The sequence below is a fragment of the Gluconobacter kanchanaburiensis NBRC 103587 genome (genome assembly GCF_007988905.1).
In the GTDB taxonomy this organism is placed as follows: Bacteria; Pseudomonadota; Alphaproteobacteria; order Acetobacterales; family Acetobacteraceae; genus Gluconobacter; species Gluconobacter kanchanaburiensis.
Genome location: NZ_BJVA01000002.1, coordinates 26,810 through 41,832, shown reverse-complemented (window position 1 = coordinate 41,832; position 15,023 = coordinate 26,810). Strand labels below are relative to the sequence as shown.

General features: G+C 53.7%; 13 protein-coding genes. 11 read left to right on the top strand and 2 right to left on the bottom strand.

Annotated elements, in window-relative coordinates; translation table 11 throughout:
- The first annotated feature begins 1 nt into the window (after position 1).
- Genes GKA01_RS01945 through GKA01_RS01930 form a run of 4 tightly spaced genes read left to right on the top strand, consistent with a single transcriptional unit; the run spans position 2 to position 4,686 of the window.
- Positions 2 to 730: a gluconate 2-dehydrogenase subunit 3 family protein gene (locus GKA01_RS01945; RefSeq protein ID WP_146858709.1), complete on the top strand. Its 729-nt coding sequence runs from the start codon at positions 2 to 4 to the stop codon at positions 728 to 730.
- Positions 730 to 2,508, top strand: a complete 1,779-nt coding sequence (locus GKA01_RS01940) for a GMC family oxidoreductase (RefSeq protein WP_146859102.1) — start codon at positions 730 to 732, stop codon at positions 2,506 to 2,508. The genes GKA01_RS01945 and GKA01_RS01940 overlap by 1 nt, the downstream gene beginning before the upstream one ends.
- A 14-nt stretch (positions 2,509 to 2,522) precedes the next feature.
- On the top strand, positions 2,523 to 3,830 hold the full coding sequence (locus tag GKA01_RS01935; protein WP_146858707.1) for a c-type cytochrome: 1,308 nt from the start codon (positions 2,523 to 2,525) through the stop codon (positions 3,828 to 3,830).
- A complete protein-coding gene (locus tag GKA01_RS01930) occupies positions 3,823 to 4,686 on the top strand; it encodes a hypothetical protein (RefSeq protein WP_208653385.1) in 864 nt (287 codons plus the stop codon). The genes GKA01_RS01935 and GKA01_RS01930 overlap by 8 nt, the downstream gene beginning before the upstream one ends.
- Before the next feature lie 147 nt (positions 4,687 to 4,833).
- Here GKA01_RS01930 and GKA01_RS01925 read toward each other — a convergent pair whose 3' ends face one another.
- The gene (locus tag GKA01_RS01925) at positions 4,834 to 5,793 is read right to left on the bottom strand and encodes a LysR family transcriptional regulator (protein ID WP_146858705.1); all 960 of its coding nucleotides are present in this window, start codon (positions 5,791 to 5,793) and stop codon (positions 4,834 to 4,836) included.
- A gap of 145 nt (positions 5,794 to 5,938) precedes the next feature.
- Between GKA01_RS01925 and ltnD the strand changes: the two genes are divergently transcribed.
- From ltnD to otnI, 6 genes are read left to right on the top strand one after another with little or no spacing between them, the layout of a single operon-like run.
- Positions 5,939 to 6,859, top strand: coding sequence for an L-threonate dehydrogenase (ltnD, locus tag GKA01_RS01920; RefSeq protein WP_146858703.1), 921 nt, complete (start codon positions 5,939 to 5,941; stop codon positions 6,857 to 6,859).
- Positions 6,856 to 8,145 (top strand): 3-oxo-tetronate kinase, encoded by a 1,290-nt coding sequence (gene otnK / locus GKA01_RS01915; protein ID WP_146858701.1) that lies wholly within the window; start codon positions 6,856 to 6,858, stop codon positions 8,143 to 8,145. The genes ltnD and otnK overlap by 4 nt, the downstream gene beginning before the upstream one ends.
- Complete coding sequence (gene otnC, locus GKA01_RS01910; protein WP_146858699.1) at positions 8,142 to 8,783, top strand: 3-oxo-tetronate 4-phosphate decarboxylase; 642 nt, start codon at positions 8,142 to 8,144, stop codon at positions 8,781 to 8,783. Before otnK ends, otnC begins: the two co-directional genes overlap by 4 nt.
- 33 nt (positions 8,784 to 8,816) lie before the next feature.
- Positions 8,817 to 10,109 carry a GntT/GntP/DsdX family permease gene (locus GKA01_RS01905; RefSeq protein WP_208653384.1) on the top strand — a complete coding sequence of 431 codons (1,293 nt, stop codon included), beginning with the start codon at positions 8,817 to 8,819 and terminating at the stop codon, positions 10,107 to 10,109.
- Positions 10,054 to 10,206, top strand: a complete 153-nt coding sequence (locus tag GKA01_RS14060; protein ID WP_371859239.1) for a GntT/GntP/DsdX family permease — start codon at positions 10,054 to 10,056, stop codon at positions 10,204 to 10,206. The genes GKA01_RS01905 and GKA01_RS14060 overlap by 56 nt, the downstream gene beginning before the upstream one ends.
- A gap of 25 nt (positions 10,207 to 10,231) precedes the next feature.
- Positions 10,232 to 11,029, top strand: a complete 798-nt coding sequence (gene otnI, locus GKA01_RS01900; RefSeq protein ID WP_146858697.1) for a 2-oxo-tetronate isomerase — start codon at positions 10,232 to 10,234, stop codon at positions 11,027 to 11,029.
- A 205-nt stretch (positions 11,030 to 11,234) separates the two neighbouring features.
- On the opposite strand, the gene GKA01_RS01895 is transcribed toward otnI, so the two are convergent.
- The gene (locus GKA01_RS01895; protein WP_146858695.1) at positions 11,235 to 12,599 is read right to left on the bottom strand and encodes an ROK family transcriptional regulator; all 1,365 of its coding nucleotides are present in this window, start codon (positions 12,597 to 12,599) and stop codon (positions 11,235 to 11,237) included.
- A gap of 136 nt (positions 12,600 to 12,735) precedes the next feature.
- Here GKA01_RS01895 and GKA01_RS01890 point away from each other — a divergent pair, with 136 nt between their 5' ends.
- A complete protein-coding gene (locus tag GKA01_RS01890; protein WP_167506300.1) occupies positions 12,736 to 14,958 on the top strand; it encodes a TonB-dependent receptor in 2,223 nt (740 codons plus the stop codon).
- Positions 14,959 to 15,023 lie beyond the last annotated feature (65 nt).

Sequence of the window (15,023 nt, the reverse complement as noted above, 5' to 3'; positions counted from 1 at the left end):
AATGAGCGTTAGATCGCGAAAGGACGGTCCACTGGTTTGTGGTCGTCGCGCTATGCTTCAGGGGACGGCGCTGGGTCTTGTTGCAGCAGCTTTGCTCTATTTCCCTTCGGAGGGCGTGTCAGAAGCTGCCGACAGTGAATATGCTTATCGGCCCGTATTTTTCCCCGATAACGATTGGCACACACTGAACAGCTTTGTAGACCGGTTGATTCCCGCGGATGCCGAAGGGCCGGGTGCGCTTGAGGCGCATGTGCCTGAATTCATTGATCGGCAGATGAATACGCCTTACGGCCACGGAAGCGAATGGTATCTCCGGCCGCCTATGATGAAGACCTCTGCTGCGTTAGGCTATCAATTCCTTTTTACGCCTAGAGATATCTACCAACAGGGTCTTCCCGCGCTGCACAGTGCGATCATGCAACGCTATGGCAAGCCATTCCATCAGCTTGATGCGGGAGAACGTGACCGGATTATCGGCGAGATGGAGAAGGGAAGCATCACGCTGTCGCCCATACCGTCGAAGCTTCTATTCGGGCAGATCCTGAAAAACTGCAAAGAAGGCTATTTCGCTGATCCGATACATGGCGGGAACTACGAAATGGGAGCCTGGAAAATGATCGGCTTCCCCGGTGCCCGTGCAGATTTTACAGACTGGGTTGATCGTTATGGGGCGCGCTATCCCCTCCCGCCTGTTTCAGTTGGCGGTCATGGTGTGCAGGGAGGCGTATGATGGTTTCTCGTAACGAAAAACATACTGATGTGGTGATTGTCGGCTTTGGCTGGGTCGGTGCCATCATGGCGCGGGAACTGACGCAGGCGGGGCTGAACGTCGTTGCGCTGGAACGTGGTCCGCGCCGCGACACCTGGCCTGAAGGGGCGTATCCCTCGTCGATTGACGAACTTACGCACAACACCCGGCATGCTCTTTTCCTTCAGCCCTCGCAGTCGACGGTGACGGTGCGCCATCGTGATAGTGAGGTGGCGGCTCCCTACCGACAGCTTGCGGCATTTCTGCCGGGAACGGGGGTCGGTGGCGCCGGGCTGCATTGGTCGGGATGTCACTGGCGCATTTCGCCGGTCGAACTCCGTCTGCGCAGTCATTACGAGGAACGATACGGGAAGGACTTTATTCCACAGGACATGACTATTCAGGACTGGGGCGTGTCCTATGAAGAGCTTGAGCCGCATTTTGCCTTCGCCGAGAGCGTGTTCGGGACGTCAGGGCAGGCCTATAAGGTTAATGGGAAGATCGTAGGCAATGGCAATCCGTTCGATGCGGATCGTTCAACGCCTTTTCCATTGCCAGCCATGAAGAATACCTATTCCGCCGAACTCTACAGCAAGGCCGCAGCGGAATGCGGGTATCATCCTTTCCGCATCCCGTCCGCCAATGCGTCACAGGCCTATACCAATCCTTATGGATGCCAAATGGGAGCCTGTACGTTCTGTGGGTTTTGCAGCGGCTATGCCTGCTACAACTATTCCAAGGCGTCTCCGAATGTGAACATCCTGCCGGCACTTGAGCGCGAAAGTCGTTTTGAACTGCGAGCCGAATGTGACGTCCTGAAAGTCGAGACGGACTCATCAGGCAAGAAAGCAACGGGCGTGATCTATCGGACCTCCAAAGGAGAGGAAATCCGTCAGACCGCCGATATCGTCATTCTGGCCAGTTTTGCCTACAACAACCCCTATCTGCTTCTTTTGTCCAGGATCGGACAGCCTTACGATCCCAAGACGGGCGAGGGGACTGTTGGACGTAATTTTGTCTATCAGAATGAATCCGGCGTAACGCTATTCTTCGGGCAGGACAAATTCACCAATCCGTTCATCGGGGCCGGAGGCAACGGTGTTGCGATCGATGATTTCAATGCGGATAATTTTGATCATGGGCCGCTGGGCTTTGTTGGTGGCGCGCCCATCTGGGTCAATCAGGCCGGAAGCAAGCCGATCAGCAGCGCCACGGTGCCCAAGGGGACACCGCAATGGGGCGCGCACTGGAAGAAAGCCGTCAAAGACAACTTCCAGCACACGATATCGATCCATGCCCATGGCACCAACATGGCATTTCGCGACTGCTACCTGTCTCTTGATCCGACCTATAGCGACACTGCCGGGCGTCCGCTGCTGCGGATCACGTTCAACTGGCACGATAATGATGTGAAGATGATCCGCTACGTGACGGACCGGATGGCGGATATCGGTCGGGCCATGAAGCCTGAATCCATGTCGGTCGAGACGAAGGAGTTCGGAGAGGAATTCGACCTTCGTCATTATCAGACGACGCATATCGCGGGTGGCGCGATCATGGGAACTTCCCCAAAGGACAGTGTAGTCAATCGCTATCTCCAGCACTGGGACGTGTCCAATCTCTTTGTCATCGGATCATCGGCGTTTCCGCAGGGCATCGGATACAATCCCACGGGTATCGTTGCGGCTCTGGCTTACTGGTCTGCAAAGGCAATCAGGGAGCGTTATCTGAAGTCTCCCGGACCAATGGTGCAGGCATGAAGAAGCGGAAAACAATGAAACGGCGCCTTCTTCCGGTACTGGCGGGAGCGATCTGCGTTCTGCAGTCATCCGGGGCATATGCCGATGATGCAGATCTGATCAAACGGGGAGCGTATGTCGCTGTTCTGGGCGACTGCGAAGCATGTCATACCGCTCATGATGGCAAGTATCTGGCGGGTGGACTGGCCCTTCAGTCGCCGCTCGGGGCAATTTACTCCACCAACATCACGCCTGATCGTGACACCGGGATAGGTACCTGGAGCTACGATGATTTCGTGCGTCTCATGCGTCGCGGGATCAGAAAAGACGGGTCGAGCGTTTATCCGGCGATGCCGTATCCGTCCTATTCGAAAATGACGGATGAGGATTTGCGTGCCCTTTACGCCTACCTCACGCAGGGTGTTGCGCCGGTTAGCCTGAAGAACCGGGCGCCTGATATTCCATGGTTATTGTCAGCACGCTGGCCTCTGGCGATCTGGCGTCTGCTTTTTGCGCCTTCACCTGCGCCTCCATTACCATCTGCCTCTCATGATGAGACGACCGATGTTCTGGTCGAGCGTGGCCGTTATCTTGTGGAAGGTCCCGGGCATTGTGGAAGCTGCCATACGCCTCGCAATCTCGTTCTCGCCGAAAAGGCTCAGACTGCAGCGGATGGGCCGAAATATCTGTCCGGCGGCTTCATCGTAGACAACTGGGTTGCGCCCAGTCTTCGGAGTGATGACGCCGGTGGACTTGTGGGCTGGACCTCCGAGGATATCGTGGCTTTCCTGAAAACGGGGCGTAACAGGCATGGCGCGACATTCGGTGCGATGAACGGTGTCATCACGCACTCGACCTCTCTGACGAATGACCATGATCTGGCGGCGATCGCGGCTTTCCTGAAGACGCTTGGTCCGCCGCCAGGCGTTTCGGTCGAGACGTTCCGTTATGATGATGCGGTGTCACGCCAGTTATTCGCCGGAAAGATGCCGTCGGAAGGGGCGAAGATTTATGTTGATCGCTGCGCGGCCTGCCATCGGACGGACGGACGGGGATATCCCGGCGTATTTCCCCCTCTTGCCGGGAACCCGGTCCTTCAGGGACCGGATGCAACTTCCACCGCTCATATCATTTTGAGTGGCGGACGGCTTCCCGGAGTTTCGGCTGCGCCGTCATCTCTGGTGATGGGCTCCTACCGGGAAGTTCTGGACGATCAGCAGATTGCCGATCTTGTCACTTTTCTTGGTCAGAGCTGGGGCAATCACGGAGCGGCAATGACGGCGCCACAAGTGGCGAAGATCCGGCAGGCAACAACGGATGAAAGGAGGCCTGCAGGTGATTGAAACAAGTATTCAGCTCTGTAGACCTTACAGTTGGGGCGGCTTTTGTGAATGGATATTAGGCATGGGTTATAGGGGTGCATCTAAAAAAATGGCCTCTCATGTAAATGATGAAACAAATATAAATGGGAGTCGTATCATGAATATTAATGGTCGTTATTCGTTGGTTCTTTTTTTGGCGTTGTATCTCTCATCTGTGGGGTGTGGATATGCTTTCCCATCGAAAGGGCCAGATGGGGAGCCTGTAGTGGAAACGAAAGATGAGCCATTACATCACGTCATATATGAAACCAAAGACGTTCGAGTAATGCGTGTGCTGTTGCTTCCGGGCGTTCGTACAATGTGGCATGAGCAGCATTTGGATTATGTGAATACTCATATTAGCGGCAGCCCGGTCAAAGTTGAGTATATTGGTCAACCGGTGAAATATGCTGTTATGGAAACAGGTCATATTCGTTTCGGACCTCATCAAGGTAAATCCGAAGTGGATAGGATTACCAATACAGGTACAACTCTCAACCATCAGATTGCTTTTGAGATCAAGAAGAACGGTCCACAGGGCTTCGGTGCAGGAGATCGATCTGATGTTAAAGGATTCAAATTGGCCTTGGACAAACCCACTGTCTATGGCTGGCACGTTGAGCTGAAACCGGGAGAAAGTACAGGTGTTTACACGGTAAAAGGGCCGGGTGTTCGTGTAGTATTTAAAGGAAATAGGATTATTTCTACCAAGAAAAATTCAACTGTGACGCAAATTACAACCCAGGATGCGGATGCATTTCTCATTGATCCCGGGACATATGTTATTACGAATGGAGGCTCAGAGGACCTGGTATTCAATGAATATGAGCTGAAATGAGTATTTTGAATGGTTGGAGGGATCTTAAAGGTCTTTCGTATTCTCCACATTTGACGAAACTTCGCTGTTCAAACCCAGTTGTTAGGGTGCCAACCGGGTGTCTCGCCAGACGCCCGGGATTCCCTCTCAGGACATAGGGTACTAGGCTCAGCGCCCCGTCACCGGGCGCAGCGTTTTTTCCAGTTCGTCAAGAACCGTCATGGTGGGGCGGGACTGATTGCGCGATTTGAGCATCAGAATTCCGTATGAACTGATGGCGATGTTCACATCGGACGACATAATCTGGATCTGCCTGTATTTGGCCTGTTGATTGGCGACCGCAGCGGAGAGCACGGTCAGCGCATCTGTTTTTTCCAGATAAGCGAGTGTCATCACCAGAGAGTCGCTGCCGACGATGTCTTTTGGGAGTGGTAGGTTTCTGTCCTGAAAGATGCTCTCCAGCCTGCTGCGTGATTTTCCCCCTTTTCTTTGCAGGACCCAGGGAAAAGGTGCCATGTCCTCCAGTCGAACCGGCGTCGCCTTCCTGAAAAGAGGATGGTTCTGACGCGCCGCGATGACCATGGGTTCTTCCCCGATTGGAGTATAATGACACGCCATGCTCCGCGTATCTTCTGGCGGACGACCAATCATGATGTCGATATCCCCGTTCATCAGATCATGAAAAAGACCAATGCTCGATCCGGTACGGATTTCGAGCGATATGTCCGGATTGTCTCGTTGGATATTGAGCACGGCCGTCGTCAGCAGGTCGACAACGGGTCCGTCAATGGCACCGATGGAGACGTTCCCTGCTCCGCCTGAAAGCAGGGCATTGAATTCGTCCCGGGTGCGGTCAAGCTCATCGAGCAGGTTGTTGGCGTGTCGGGTCAGGACGCTGCCATATGCGTTGATCACAAGGCGGCGTCCTTCCCGCTGAAAAAGGGGGATACCAATCACATCTTCGAGATCCCCTAGAAGCCGTGACGCGGCTGGCTGTGCCAGACCGAGGCTTTCAGCGGCATTCTGAAGCGTGTTGTGGCGTGAAAGAGCCTGTAATAGCTGGAGATGCCGGAATTTCAGCCGGATATCGACGAACCAGGAGGGGGGTAAAAGCTGCTTCTCTTGCATGAACTCAACATAACATGAAGAACATGAAACATAACGTTTTTTGCATTAGACCTATCATAAAATCTGTGAACTATTCTCCTTAAGGCGCCTCTGCTCTGTACGGAGGGTGCAAGGAACACTTTAACGGTTCAGATGGGGAATGGCGATGCACGGTAAGGATCAGGCCGGTCAGATTGGAGTGATCGGCCTTGGAGCGATGGGTCATGGTGTCGCGAAATCGTTGCTGCGTGCAGGGTTTCGTGTCGGTGCATATGACGTGCGTGTGGAAGCGCTGACTGCGTTCGAAGCTGAAGGAGGGAAGGCGTATACTGCGCCCACCGCTCTCGCCGAGGCTTGTGACGTCCTGATCATTCAGGTCGTGAACGCAGAGCAAACCGAGCAGGTCCTCTTCGGAGAGCAGGGAGCAGTCGAGGCGCTGAAACCGGGTTCTCTGGTCATTTCCTGTGCGACCGTAGCGCCAGCCTTCATTGAGGGGCTCGAGGCGCGTCTGAGAAAGCATGATATCTGGTTGCTGGACGCGCCAATGTCCGGGGGGGCCGCCAAGGCGGCTTCCGGCGAGATGACGTTGATGACGTCCGGGCCCGAAGACGCTTACATCCGTGCCGAAAAGGTTCTGCCTGCCATGGCTGGCAAGGTTTATCGGCTCGGGACTAAGGTCGGTGTCGGCACGCGTGTGAAAATCGTCAATCAGCATCTGGCGGGGATTCATATCGCAGCGGCCGCCGAAGCCATGGCATTGGGCCTGCGCGAAGGCGCCGATCCGGTGACCCTGTATGAAGTCATCACCAATAGTGCCGGCAATTCCTGGATGTTCGAAAACCGGGTGCCCCATATTCTTGCAGGAGATTATACGCCGCTGTCAGCGGTGGATATTTTCGTCAAGGATCTTGGTCTCGCGCTTGATACGGCCCGTCGGACGAAATTTCCCCTGCCTCTGGCGGCGACCGCGCATCAGATGTTCCTCAACGCGTCTGCGGCCGGACATGGTCGGGAAGATGATTCGGCAGTCATCAAGATTTTTCCCGGAATCACGCTTCCCTCTTCCGATGGGGGAGAAAAAGCATGAGCGGGCGCGGGGCCTTTATCGGCTGTATCGCTGATGATTTTACAGGCGCGACCGACATTGCCAGCACACTGGTCCGTGCCGGTATGAAAACGGTGCAGAGTATTGGTATTCCTGAGGCAGACGATCCGATGATCGCGGATGCCGAAGCTATCGTCGTCGCCCTCAAATCGCGCACGATTGCCGCCGGGGACGCCGTGGAGCAGTCACTGGCCGCTCTGGACTTCCTGCGGGCCGCAGGCTGCCGACAGATTGTTTTCAAATACTGCTCTACTTTTGATTCCACGGAACATGGCAATATCGGCCCAGTTGCGGAAGCTCTGGCCAGAGCTTTAGACCAGCAGGTCACGATTGCCGCGCCCTCTTTTCCCGCTAATGGGCGTACGGTCTATAATGGCCATCTCTTTGTCGGTCATGCGCTTCTCAATGAAAGCGGGATGCAGAACCATCCTCTGACACCGATGAAGGATGCCAATCTCGTACGCGTGCTTCAGGCGCAGTCAAAGGGAACTGTTGGACTGATCGATTTTCCGACTGTCCTGAAGGGCGCGGAACATGTCCGGGCAGCAATCGAACAGGCCCAGGCTGAGGGGACTACCCTCCTTGTTGTCGATGCGATTTCCGAAGCTGATCTGAAAGTGATCGGACAGGCCTGCCATGATCATACCCTGATTACGGGCGGGTCGGGGATTGCGCTGGGGCTGCCCGAAAATTTCAGGACGAATAACGAACTGTCCGGTGCTGATGCCGCTGTTCTGCCGGTCGTGGCAGGAAAGGACGTTGTGCTTGCCGGCAGTGGTTCGCTGAGAACAAATCTTCAGGTGGCACGGTGGATTGAGGCAAAGCGGCCAGCATACCGGATTGATGTTATGAAACTGGCTGCCGGTGAGCCGGTTGTAGAGGAGGCGATCGCCTTCTTCGACGCTCATACCGATCAGACCGTCCTTATTTATGCAACCAGCCCGGCCGATGAACTCAGGCAGGTACAGGCCGCAATAGGAGCCCAGAAGGCGGGAGAAATGGTCGAGCACGCGCTGGGCCTTATCGCACGGTCTTTAAGAGATCGGGGTGTCAGACGTTTTGTCGTCGCCGGTGGAGAAACGTCAGGAGCCGTCGTCCAGTCTCTTGACGTCAAAGGCCTGCGTATCGGCGCGCCGATTGCACCAGGCGTTCCTGCAACCGTGTCAACGGGCGACATGTCGCTCGCACTCGCCCTGAAATCAGGCAATTTCGGTGAGGCTGACTTCTTTGAAAAGGCGCTGCGGGCATTGTCAGGAGATCAGTCATGATTGATGAAAGAGCATGCCGCGAGGAAATCTGTGCGATTGGGCGGGATCTGTATACGCGCGGGCATACAAGCGGAAGTGCGGGAAATATCAGCGCGCGCCTCTCGGACGGATGGCTCATTACGCCCACGGATGTGTGTCTGGGACGTCTTACGCCTGAAGGAATTGCTAAAACCGATTTTGCAGGAAATCAGGTTTCCGGGCCACGCGCCTCCAAAACGGTGACTCTGCATCGCAGGATTTATGAGCAGAGACCGGACTGCAACGGGATCATCCACACGCATTCCACCCATCTTGTTGCGCTGACCCTGGCGGGGGTGGACGCCGAAAATGCCATCCTGCCCCCGATCACGCCGTATCAGGTCATGAAAATCGGGCGTGTCCCGCTGATTCCTTATGAACGTCCGGGCTCACCGAAAGCGGCAGCCCGGGTGGCCGAACTGGCTTCCTCTGTCAACGGCATCATGCTGGATCGGCTCGGACCCGTCGTGTGGGGCAGCAGCGTGACAAGTGCCAGTGATGCACTGGCGGAACTCGAAGAAACGGCGCGCCTTTGGCTGATGACCACGCCACGGCCCGCGCCGTTGGATGATGCCGCACTTGCGGAAATTGCGGCTGTGTTCGGGGTGAAATGGGACTGACTTGGCCTTTTCGAAAGCAGGAGAGATCCTGATATGACCCCGATGGTTCTTTTGGCCAGCGCCATTGCCGGCATCGTGCTGATGCTGGTGCTGATTATCCGTTTCAAGCTTCATCCGATCCTGACGCTGCTGATCGTCAGCATGTTCGTTGCTCTTTTTGCTGGGATGTCGGCGGCCAAGATCGTGCCTGCAATTGAAGCAGGGATGGGCAAAACGCTGGGACATATCGCCATTATCATTGCCCTCGGGGCCATGATCGGGAAAATCGTTGAGATTTCAGGTGGCGCTCAGGTTCTCGCGCGTGATCTTATCGCCCGTTTTGGGGACAGACGCGTCCCGCTTGCACTGACGCTCGCAGGTTTCTTGATCGGCATTCCGGTCTTTTTCGAGGTTGGCGTGATCATGGTCATGCCTCTGCTGTATGGTGTTTCGAACGTGACCCGGCGCTCTCTCATGGTTTTCGCACTTCCGATGTGCGCGGCCATGTTGACGGTGCATTCGTTCCTGCCACCCCACCCAGGTCCTGCCGCTGCTGCGGCTCAGATTGGCGCGAATATGGGGCGTATTCTGGCATTTGGGGTGCCTATAACCCTGCTCGTCTGTGGAGCAGGTGCCCTGATTGCGCAGCGTATGACGCGACGCGAGTTCACTTACGCGCCAGATATTCGCTCAGCGATTAGCGGATGTGAAGGCGAGACGTTCAAAGCTGAACCAGAGTCGTCTATTCACGCACTGCCTTTGGCGGAGCCTCCCGGATTCTGGTTGATTGTAGGCCTGATCCTGCTTCCGATCGTCCTCATCATGCTCGGGACTATGTTGTCGATCTTTCTTCCGTCCGGATCTTCCTACGCAGGAACGGCCCATCTCATTGGCTCGCCGATAACAGCTCTTCTGCTTGATACGCTTCTTGCAGGCTATACGCTGGGACTGCGCCGGGGATGGAGTTTTGAACAGGTCTCGACCGTTATCGGCTCAGCAGTGCCTGGCGTCGCAATGGTGATCCTGATTGCGGGATGTGGCGGCGTATTCGGAAATATCCTGGTGGAAAGTGGCATTGGCCACGTCATCTCCGACATGCTTCGCACAACCGGACTGCCTGTCCTCGCACTGGCTTTCATTTTGAGCATGATCCTGCGCGCGGTGCAGGGGTCTACGACGGTGGCTCTTGTGACGACCGCCGGAATTCTCGGTCCGATGATTTCTGAGATGCATGCCAGTCCCAACCAACTTGCTCTATTGGCTCTTGCTATGGGGGGGGGGAGGACTATCGGTGTCTCATGTGAACGACGCAGGGTTCTGGATCTTCACAAAACTGTCCGGAATTGATGTTGCAGACGGTCTGCGGACCTGGACTGTTCTAACAACGACCCTTGGCATTTTGGGGTTTCTGGCAACCTGCCTCCTGTGGCCGTTCGTCTCGTAATTCATCACAAAGGAAGTCTCGTGCCATGCCTGCTTTTGCCGCAAACCTGACCATGAACTACCCGGAGCTTGAATTTCTCGAGCGTTTTGACGCCGCCGCGCGCGATGGGTTCAAAGGCGTCGAATTTCTGTTCCCCTATGCTTTTGACAGGCAGGACCTGAAGGCCCGCGTAGCGGGAAACGATCTGCATGTTGCGCTATTTAATGCTCCTCCTGGAAACTGGGAGCAGGGGGAGCGTGGATTGGCGGCACTCCCGGGACGTGAAGAGGAGTTCCAGCGTACGATTGGGCTGGCACTGGAGTACTCTCAGGTTCTTGGGAACAGCCGACTGCATGTCATGGCCGGCCTGCGCGATCATGACATCCCGTATGCACGACAGATGGAAACCTATCTGCGGAATATTGAATATTCGGCCTCACAGGCGAAGTCTCTTGGGCTGACTATCGTTCTGGAGGCAATCAATACGCGTAACATGCCCGGGTATTTTGTGAACTATCAGGAAGAAACGAAGAAGGTCTGTGATCTGATCGGGGCAGATAATGTGAAGATCCAGTTCGATCTTTATCACGCGCAGATCATGCAGGGTGACCTTGCGGTGCGACTGGAGGCTCTGTTTGAATCAATCGGCCATATTCAGGCGGCCAGCGTTCCCGATCGGCATGAACCGGACGAAGGTGAGGTCAATTACCCCTATCTTTTCGCTTTGCTGGACCGTGCCGGTTATCGTGGCTGGATCGGATGCGAATATAACCCGCGTGCTTCGACATCCGAAGGCCTGGGCTGGTTGCATCCCTGGCGCGGCGTCACTGCAGAAACACCTTGAAAATCGTCAACAAAACGCTCAAAATTTTATGATTGAATTTAATAAAGGAAACTATAGATCCTTAATAAGGTATGTTCCGAAGGTTTGAGTTGAAGACGGATTGATCATTATTCTGTTCTATATTAAATATCTTGGAAGTAAGCATTGATTCGCGATCAGTGTTCTCTACCCATGCAATATAAAACTGTTTCAAACCCAGCACTCGTTAGTGTGAACGGAAGAGATGCTTTCTTGACGCCAGACCTGCCGCCCCGATGGCCCATACAAGAGTGTCATAACAAGTAAACTGAAGTCGTTCAGGTCGATTGAAACTTGGCATCAGATTCTGTTCGATAAACTGTCGCAGGGCTGCGGTAAAAACGCCATGCAGTAGGTCGTCTTCAATCGCGATGATAATGTGGCGTGGATCCAGAATTTGAATCAGGCTGGCGGCTGCATAACCCAGACTATTGGCTGCGGTATGCAGGATCCGGAGAGCCTCCGGGTCTCCTTCGCGGGCTTTTGTAGAGATCAGATGAATATTCGGAGGAAGGCCAACTTCTTTTGCACGAGCTCTGATAGCTTGAGATGAGGAAACTGTTTCCAGACAGCCTTTGTTTCCACACCGACATGGACGGGGCGCCTCCTCAGTAAGGCTTCGGGCTACGGGAAGATGGGCAAGTTCTCCTGCACCTCCATATTCACCATGATGGACCGAACCATCAATTGTGTAGGCCACGCCGATTCCATCCCCCACAGCGATGACGACAAACGCAGGGATATTACGCATGCCACCGAACATGCTTTCGTAGACCGCCAGGGCATTCGTATCGTTTTCAACGAAAACCGGGAGCCCCACTTCTTTTGAAATCGCCGTGCTGACGTCGCGATTGTCCCAGCCCAGAACGGACGACGTGATACAGACCTGTTTGTCCATCGAGACATAAGCAGGGAGCGCCACTCCTACCGCCGCGAAGTTTGTTTCCTCCGGACATTCGTTTTTGAGAGTTGTTACCGCTTCACTCATGCGCCGGATGCTTGTCTCATAATCATCTCCACGTTCAAAGAACGTCTTCGCCAGAACCGTACCGTTCGGATCAATCACCACTGCGGATGCTTCACGGTTGTGAAGACTGATCCCGATGAATGACGCATATTTCGGATGGAGCCGTAGCAGGGATGACGGACGCCGGCTGCTCGGAACGTACGCGTATTCCTCGATGATGCCCTGGGACATAAGCTGGCCCGTAATAACCGATACACGTCCTTTGCTCAGTTGCAGGCTTGAAGCGATATCCGACCGCGTCATTCCTCCTTGCCGTGCAAGAAGTGCGACGATGTTACGCGCGATGCCATCGGGAAAAACTGTTTCATTCATGGCTTTAGATCCACCAATAAGTTCTCTAAGAAATTTATTTAGAGCATATAATATCTTATGGGAAATTAATTCGAGATCGAATATGTCTTGAATCCGGAACAATCCTCTCGTCAAATGAGGTCTGGTTATGTGGTATACAAAACGACGCCTGCTCATTGCGACAAGCTGTATTTCAGCAATGAATGCCACCGCATCTTTTGCGGCAACAGACACAAAACATCCTCATAAAACTCATGTTTCAGGAGTCTCGGGTCAGGGAAAAAGACGAGGGGCGACTACGCAGTCCTCTCCGGCGGTCTCCAGTAAACGTCTCGTTCCCCGGTCGCTTGAAGCGCGCTCCGAGGAGGCCATGACCGTTCATGCCGGTATAACTTCTGCCAATGGTGTGACGAATACGACGCCGGGTGGGGGAATGATGGGGGTGCAGCGGGTTCCGCGGTCGCAGAGTACTGTAACCCGGGATTATCTAGCAAAGCAGTCTCCCACAGCCAATATCAACGAGCTTATTTCCGCGATGCCGGGTGTCGCCTATCAAAGCCAGGATATTATGGGTGCGACGGGCGACGCGCTCTCAATGCGCGGAATGAACGAGTCGGAAGTCGGGTATTTGTTTGAAGGGGCTCCTGTTGCCGACGCTTTCAATTATGAGCCATTTACATCCACTTATGTTGATAACGAAAATATTGGCAGTATTACCGTCGCACAGGGATCGCCTGATCTGACTGCGCCGCTGTATAATACCGTTGGCGGCCAGATTTCCGCGAAAATGATCGACCCGTCTCATAAAATGGGAGGATATCTTGATCTGATGGGCGGTAATTATTCCGTCAATAAGGAGTTCGTCAGGTTTGATACGGGTGATATTGGACACTCAGGAATCCGTGGCTTTCTGTCATTTTCGAACACACATGGCCATATGGATCGAGGCTTTGGTGTGCTGCGGCGTTATCATACCGATGCAAAATTCGTAAAAGAATGGGGTAAATCGAACTCTTTCGGAGTTGTTTTCAGCTATACGCGCCTTTTCTGGAATTCTGTTCGACGTCCGTCCATGGCTCAGTGGAAAGAATACGGACGCAGTTTCAATTTTAATGAGGAATATACGCCTGGCGATACGGCCTATTACAAATTCCAAACGAAGAACCGTAATGGTATCACCATCGTAGCACCGCTTCACCTTGATCTTGGAAGCGGACTGTCCTTCAACGCAACGCCATATTTTGTTCTTCAGTATTCGCCCGCCACCGGGGCTTCAAATCTTTCTGCTGACGGAAGTTACTATGGAACCGAGCCAGCCGGTCCCTTGAACCAGCCTTATACGGTAAATGGCAAGGTTACAGCGATGGGGATTGGTTATTACAATGCCAAGAATAGCGGCCTGACGACGTCTCTGGACTGGAAACGGGGCAATAATACGCTCTCTTTTGGATACTGGTATTCCTATGCAACACACTGGGAAGAAAATTCCTATTCCACTGTAGATCTGAACGGCAATGTTGCGAATATGGATGGGAAGTACCCCATTATCCTGCAGAATGGCAAAGTGCTGAGAGGGTATAATCTCAATCTGCTGCAGCAGACGAATGCACTGTTTTTGTCCGATCGATTGAATCTTTTGAAAAACAGACTGCATCTTGAGGCCGGAATCAAAGCTGCCATGGTCTCGCGTCAGGCCACAGAAGACATGCCGGGTGCTGACCCTTACAAGAGTGTGCGGAACTATTTCGAACCGCTTCCGCAGGTCGCAGCCAGTTTCGACATTACGCAGCGCGATCAGGTTTATTTCAACGCCACAACAGCTTTCCGCGTGCCAGGTAGTAGCGAGACACAAGTGCAGGACTTCGACCCGTCCTCTTCCACGGCTGTTTCGCAACCGGGTTCTCTCAAACCCGAATATACAATCGGAGAAGAAATCGGCTTCCGCCATCACGGTCTTTATAATGTATCTGCTTCTCTGTTTAACCTGAACCTGACGAATCATCAGGTGACTTCCAGCGGATATATTGCCGGTACGACCACGCTGATTGATCAGACGATGAATGTGGGAGGTGAAACGGTGCGTGGTGCGCAGGTAGAATTTGGTTTACAGCCCTGGCATCATTTCAGTCCCTATGTTTCCGGGCAGTATCTGGATGCGCGGATCGATAATAATTATCAGGTTGGTAACGATTACCTCCGTACAAAGGGTAAAACAGCAGTCCAGAGCCCGCATTTTACGGCTTCTCTTGGGCTGTCGTATGATGATGGACGCTTCTTTGGGAATTTCCAGCTTCGTTATCTTTCTTCCCAGTATGCCACGTTCATGAACGACGAAAAGATGCCTGGTTACGTGGTGGCGAATACCACTCTCGGGTATCGGCTTGCCCCGAAGTTCGGTATTTTCAAGCATCCGCAAATCCAGTTGAACATGCAGAATATGGGAGGCAACAACTATCTCTCCGGAATTGCCGGAGTTACCGCAAATGCCCGGTCGTATAAAGGTATTTATGGTACGACCATCTCTGGAAGCTCGCCTAATTACAATGTCGGATCGAATTTCGGCATCATGGCGTCCATTTCCACCGGCCTGTGACGGCGGCGAGCACATCTTTTGATATTTTTACAGTCATTCCGGCCGTTCAGGCAGCCGGAATGAGC

Coding starts and splice junctions, on each gene's coding strand:
- ltnD (WP_146858703.1), top strand. CDS start 5,939: ATGCACGGTAAGGATCAGGCCGGTCAGATTGGAGTGATCGGCCTTGGA.
- GKA01_RS01940 (WP_146859102.1), top strand. CDS start 730: ATGGTTTCTCGTAACGAAAAACATACTGATGTGGTGATTGTCGGCTTT.
- otnC (WP_146858699.1), top strand. CDS start 8,142: ATGATTGATGAAAGAGCATGCCGCGAGGAAATCTGTGCGATTGGGCGG.
- GKA01_RS01905 (WP_208653384.1), top strand. CDS start 8,817: ATGACCCCGATGGTTCTTTTGGCCAGCGCCATTGCCGGCATCGTGCTG.
- GKA01_RS01945 (WP_146858709.1), top strand. CDS start 2: ATGAGCGTTAGATCGCGAAAGGACGGTCCACTGGTTTGTGGTCGTCGC.
- GKA01_RS01935 (WP_146858707.1), top strand. CDS start 2,523: ATGAAACGGCGCCTTCTTCCGGTACTGGCGGGAGCGATCTGCGTTCTG.
- otnI (WP_146858697.1), top strand. CDS start 10,232: ATGCCTGCTTTTGCCGCAAACCTGACCATGAACTACCCGGAGCTTGAA.
- GKA01_RS01925 (WP_146858705.1), bottom strand. CDS start 5,793: ATGCAAGAGAAGCAGCTTTTACCCCCCTCCTGGTTCGTCGATATCCGG.
- GKA01_RS01890 (WP_167506300.1), top strand. CDS start 12,736: ATGACCGTTCATGCCGGTATAACTTCTGCCAATGGTGTGACGAATACG.
- otnK (WP_146858701.1), top strand. CDS start 6,856: ATGAGCGGGCGCGGGGCCTTTATCGGCTGTATCGCTGATGATTTTACA.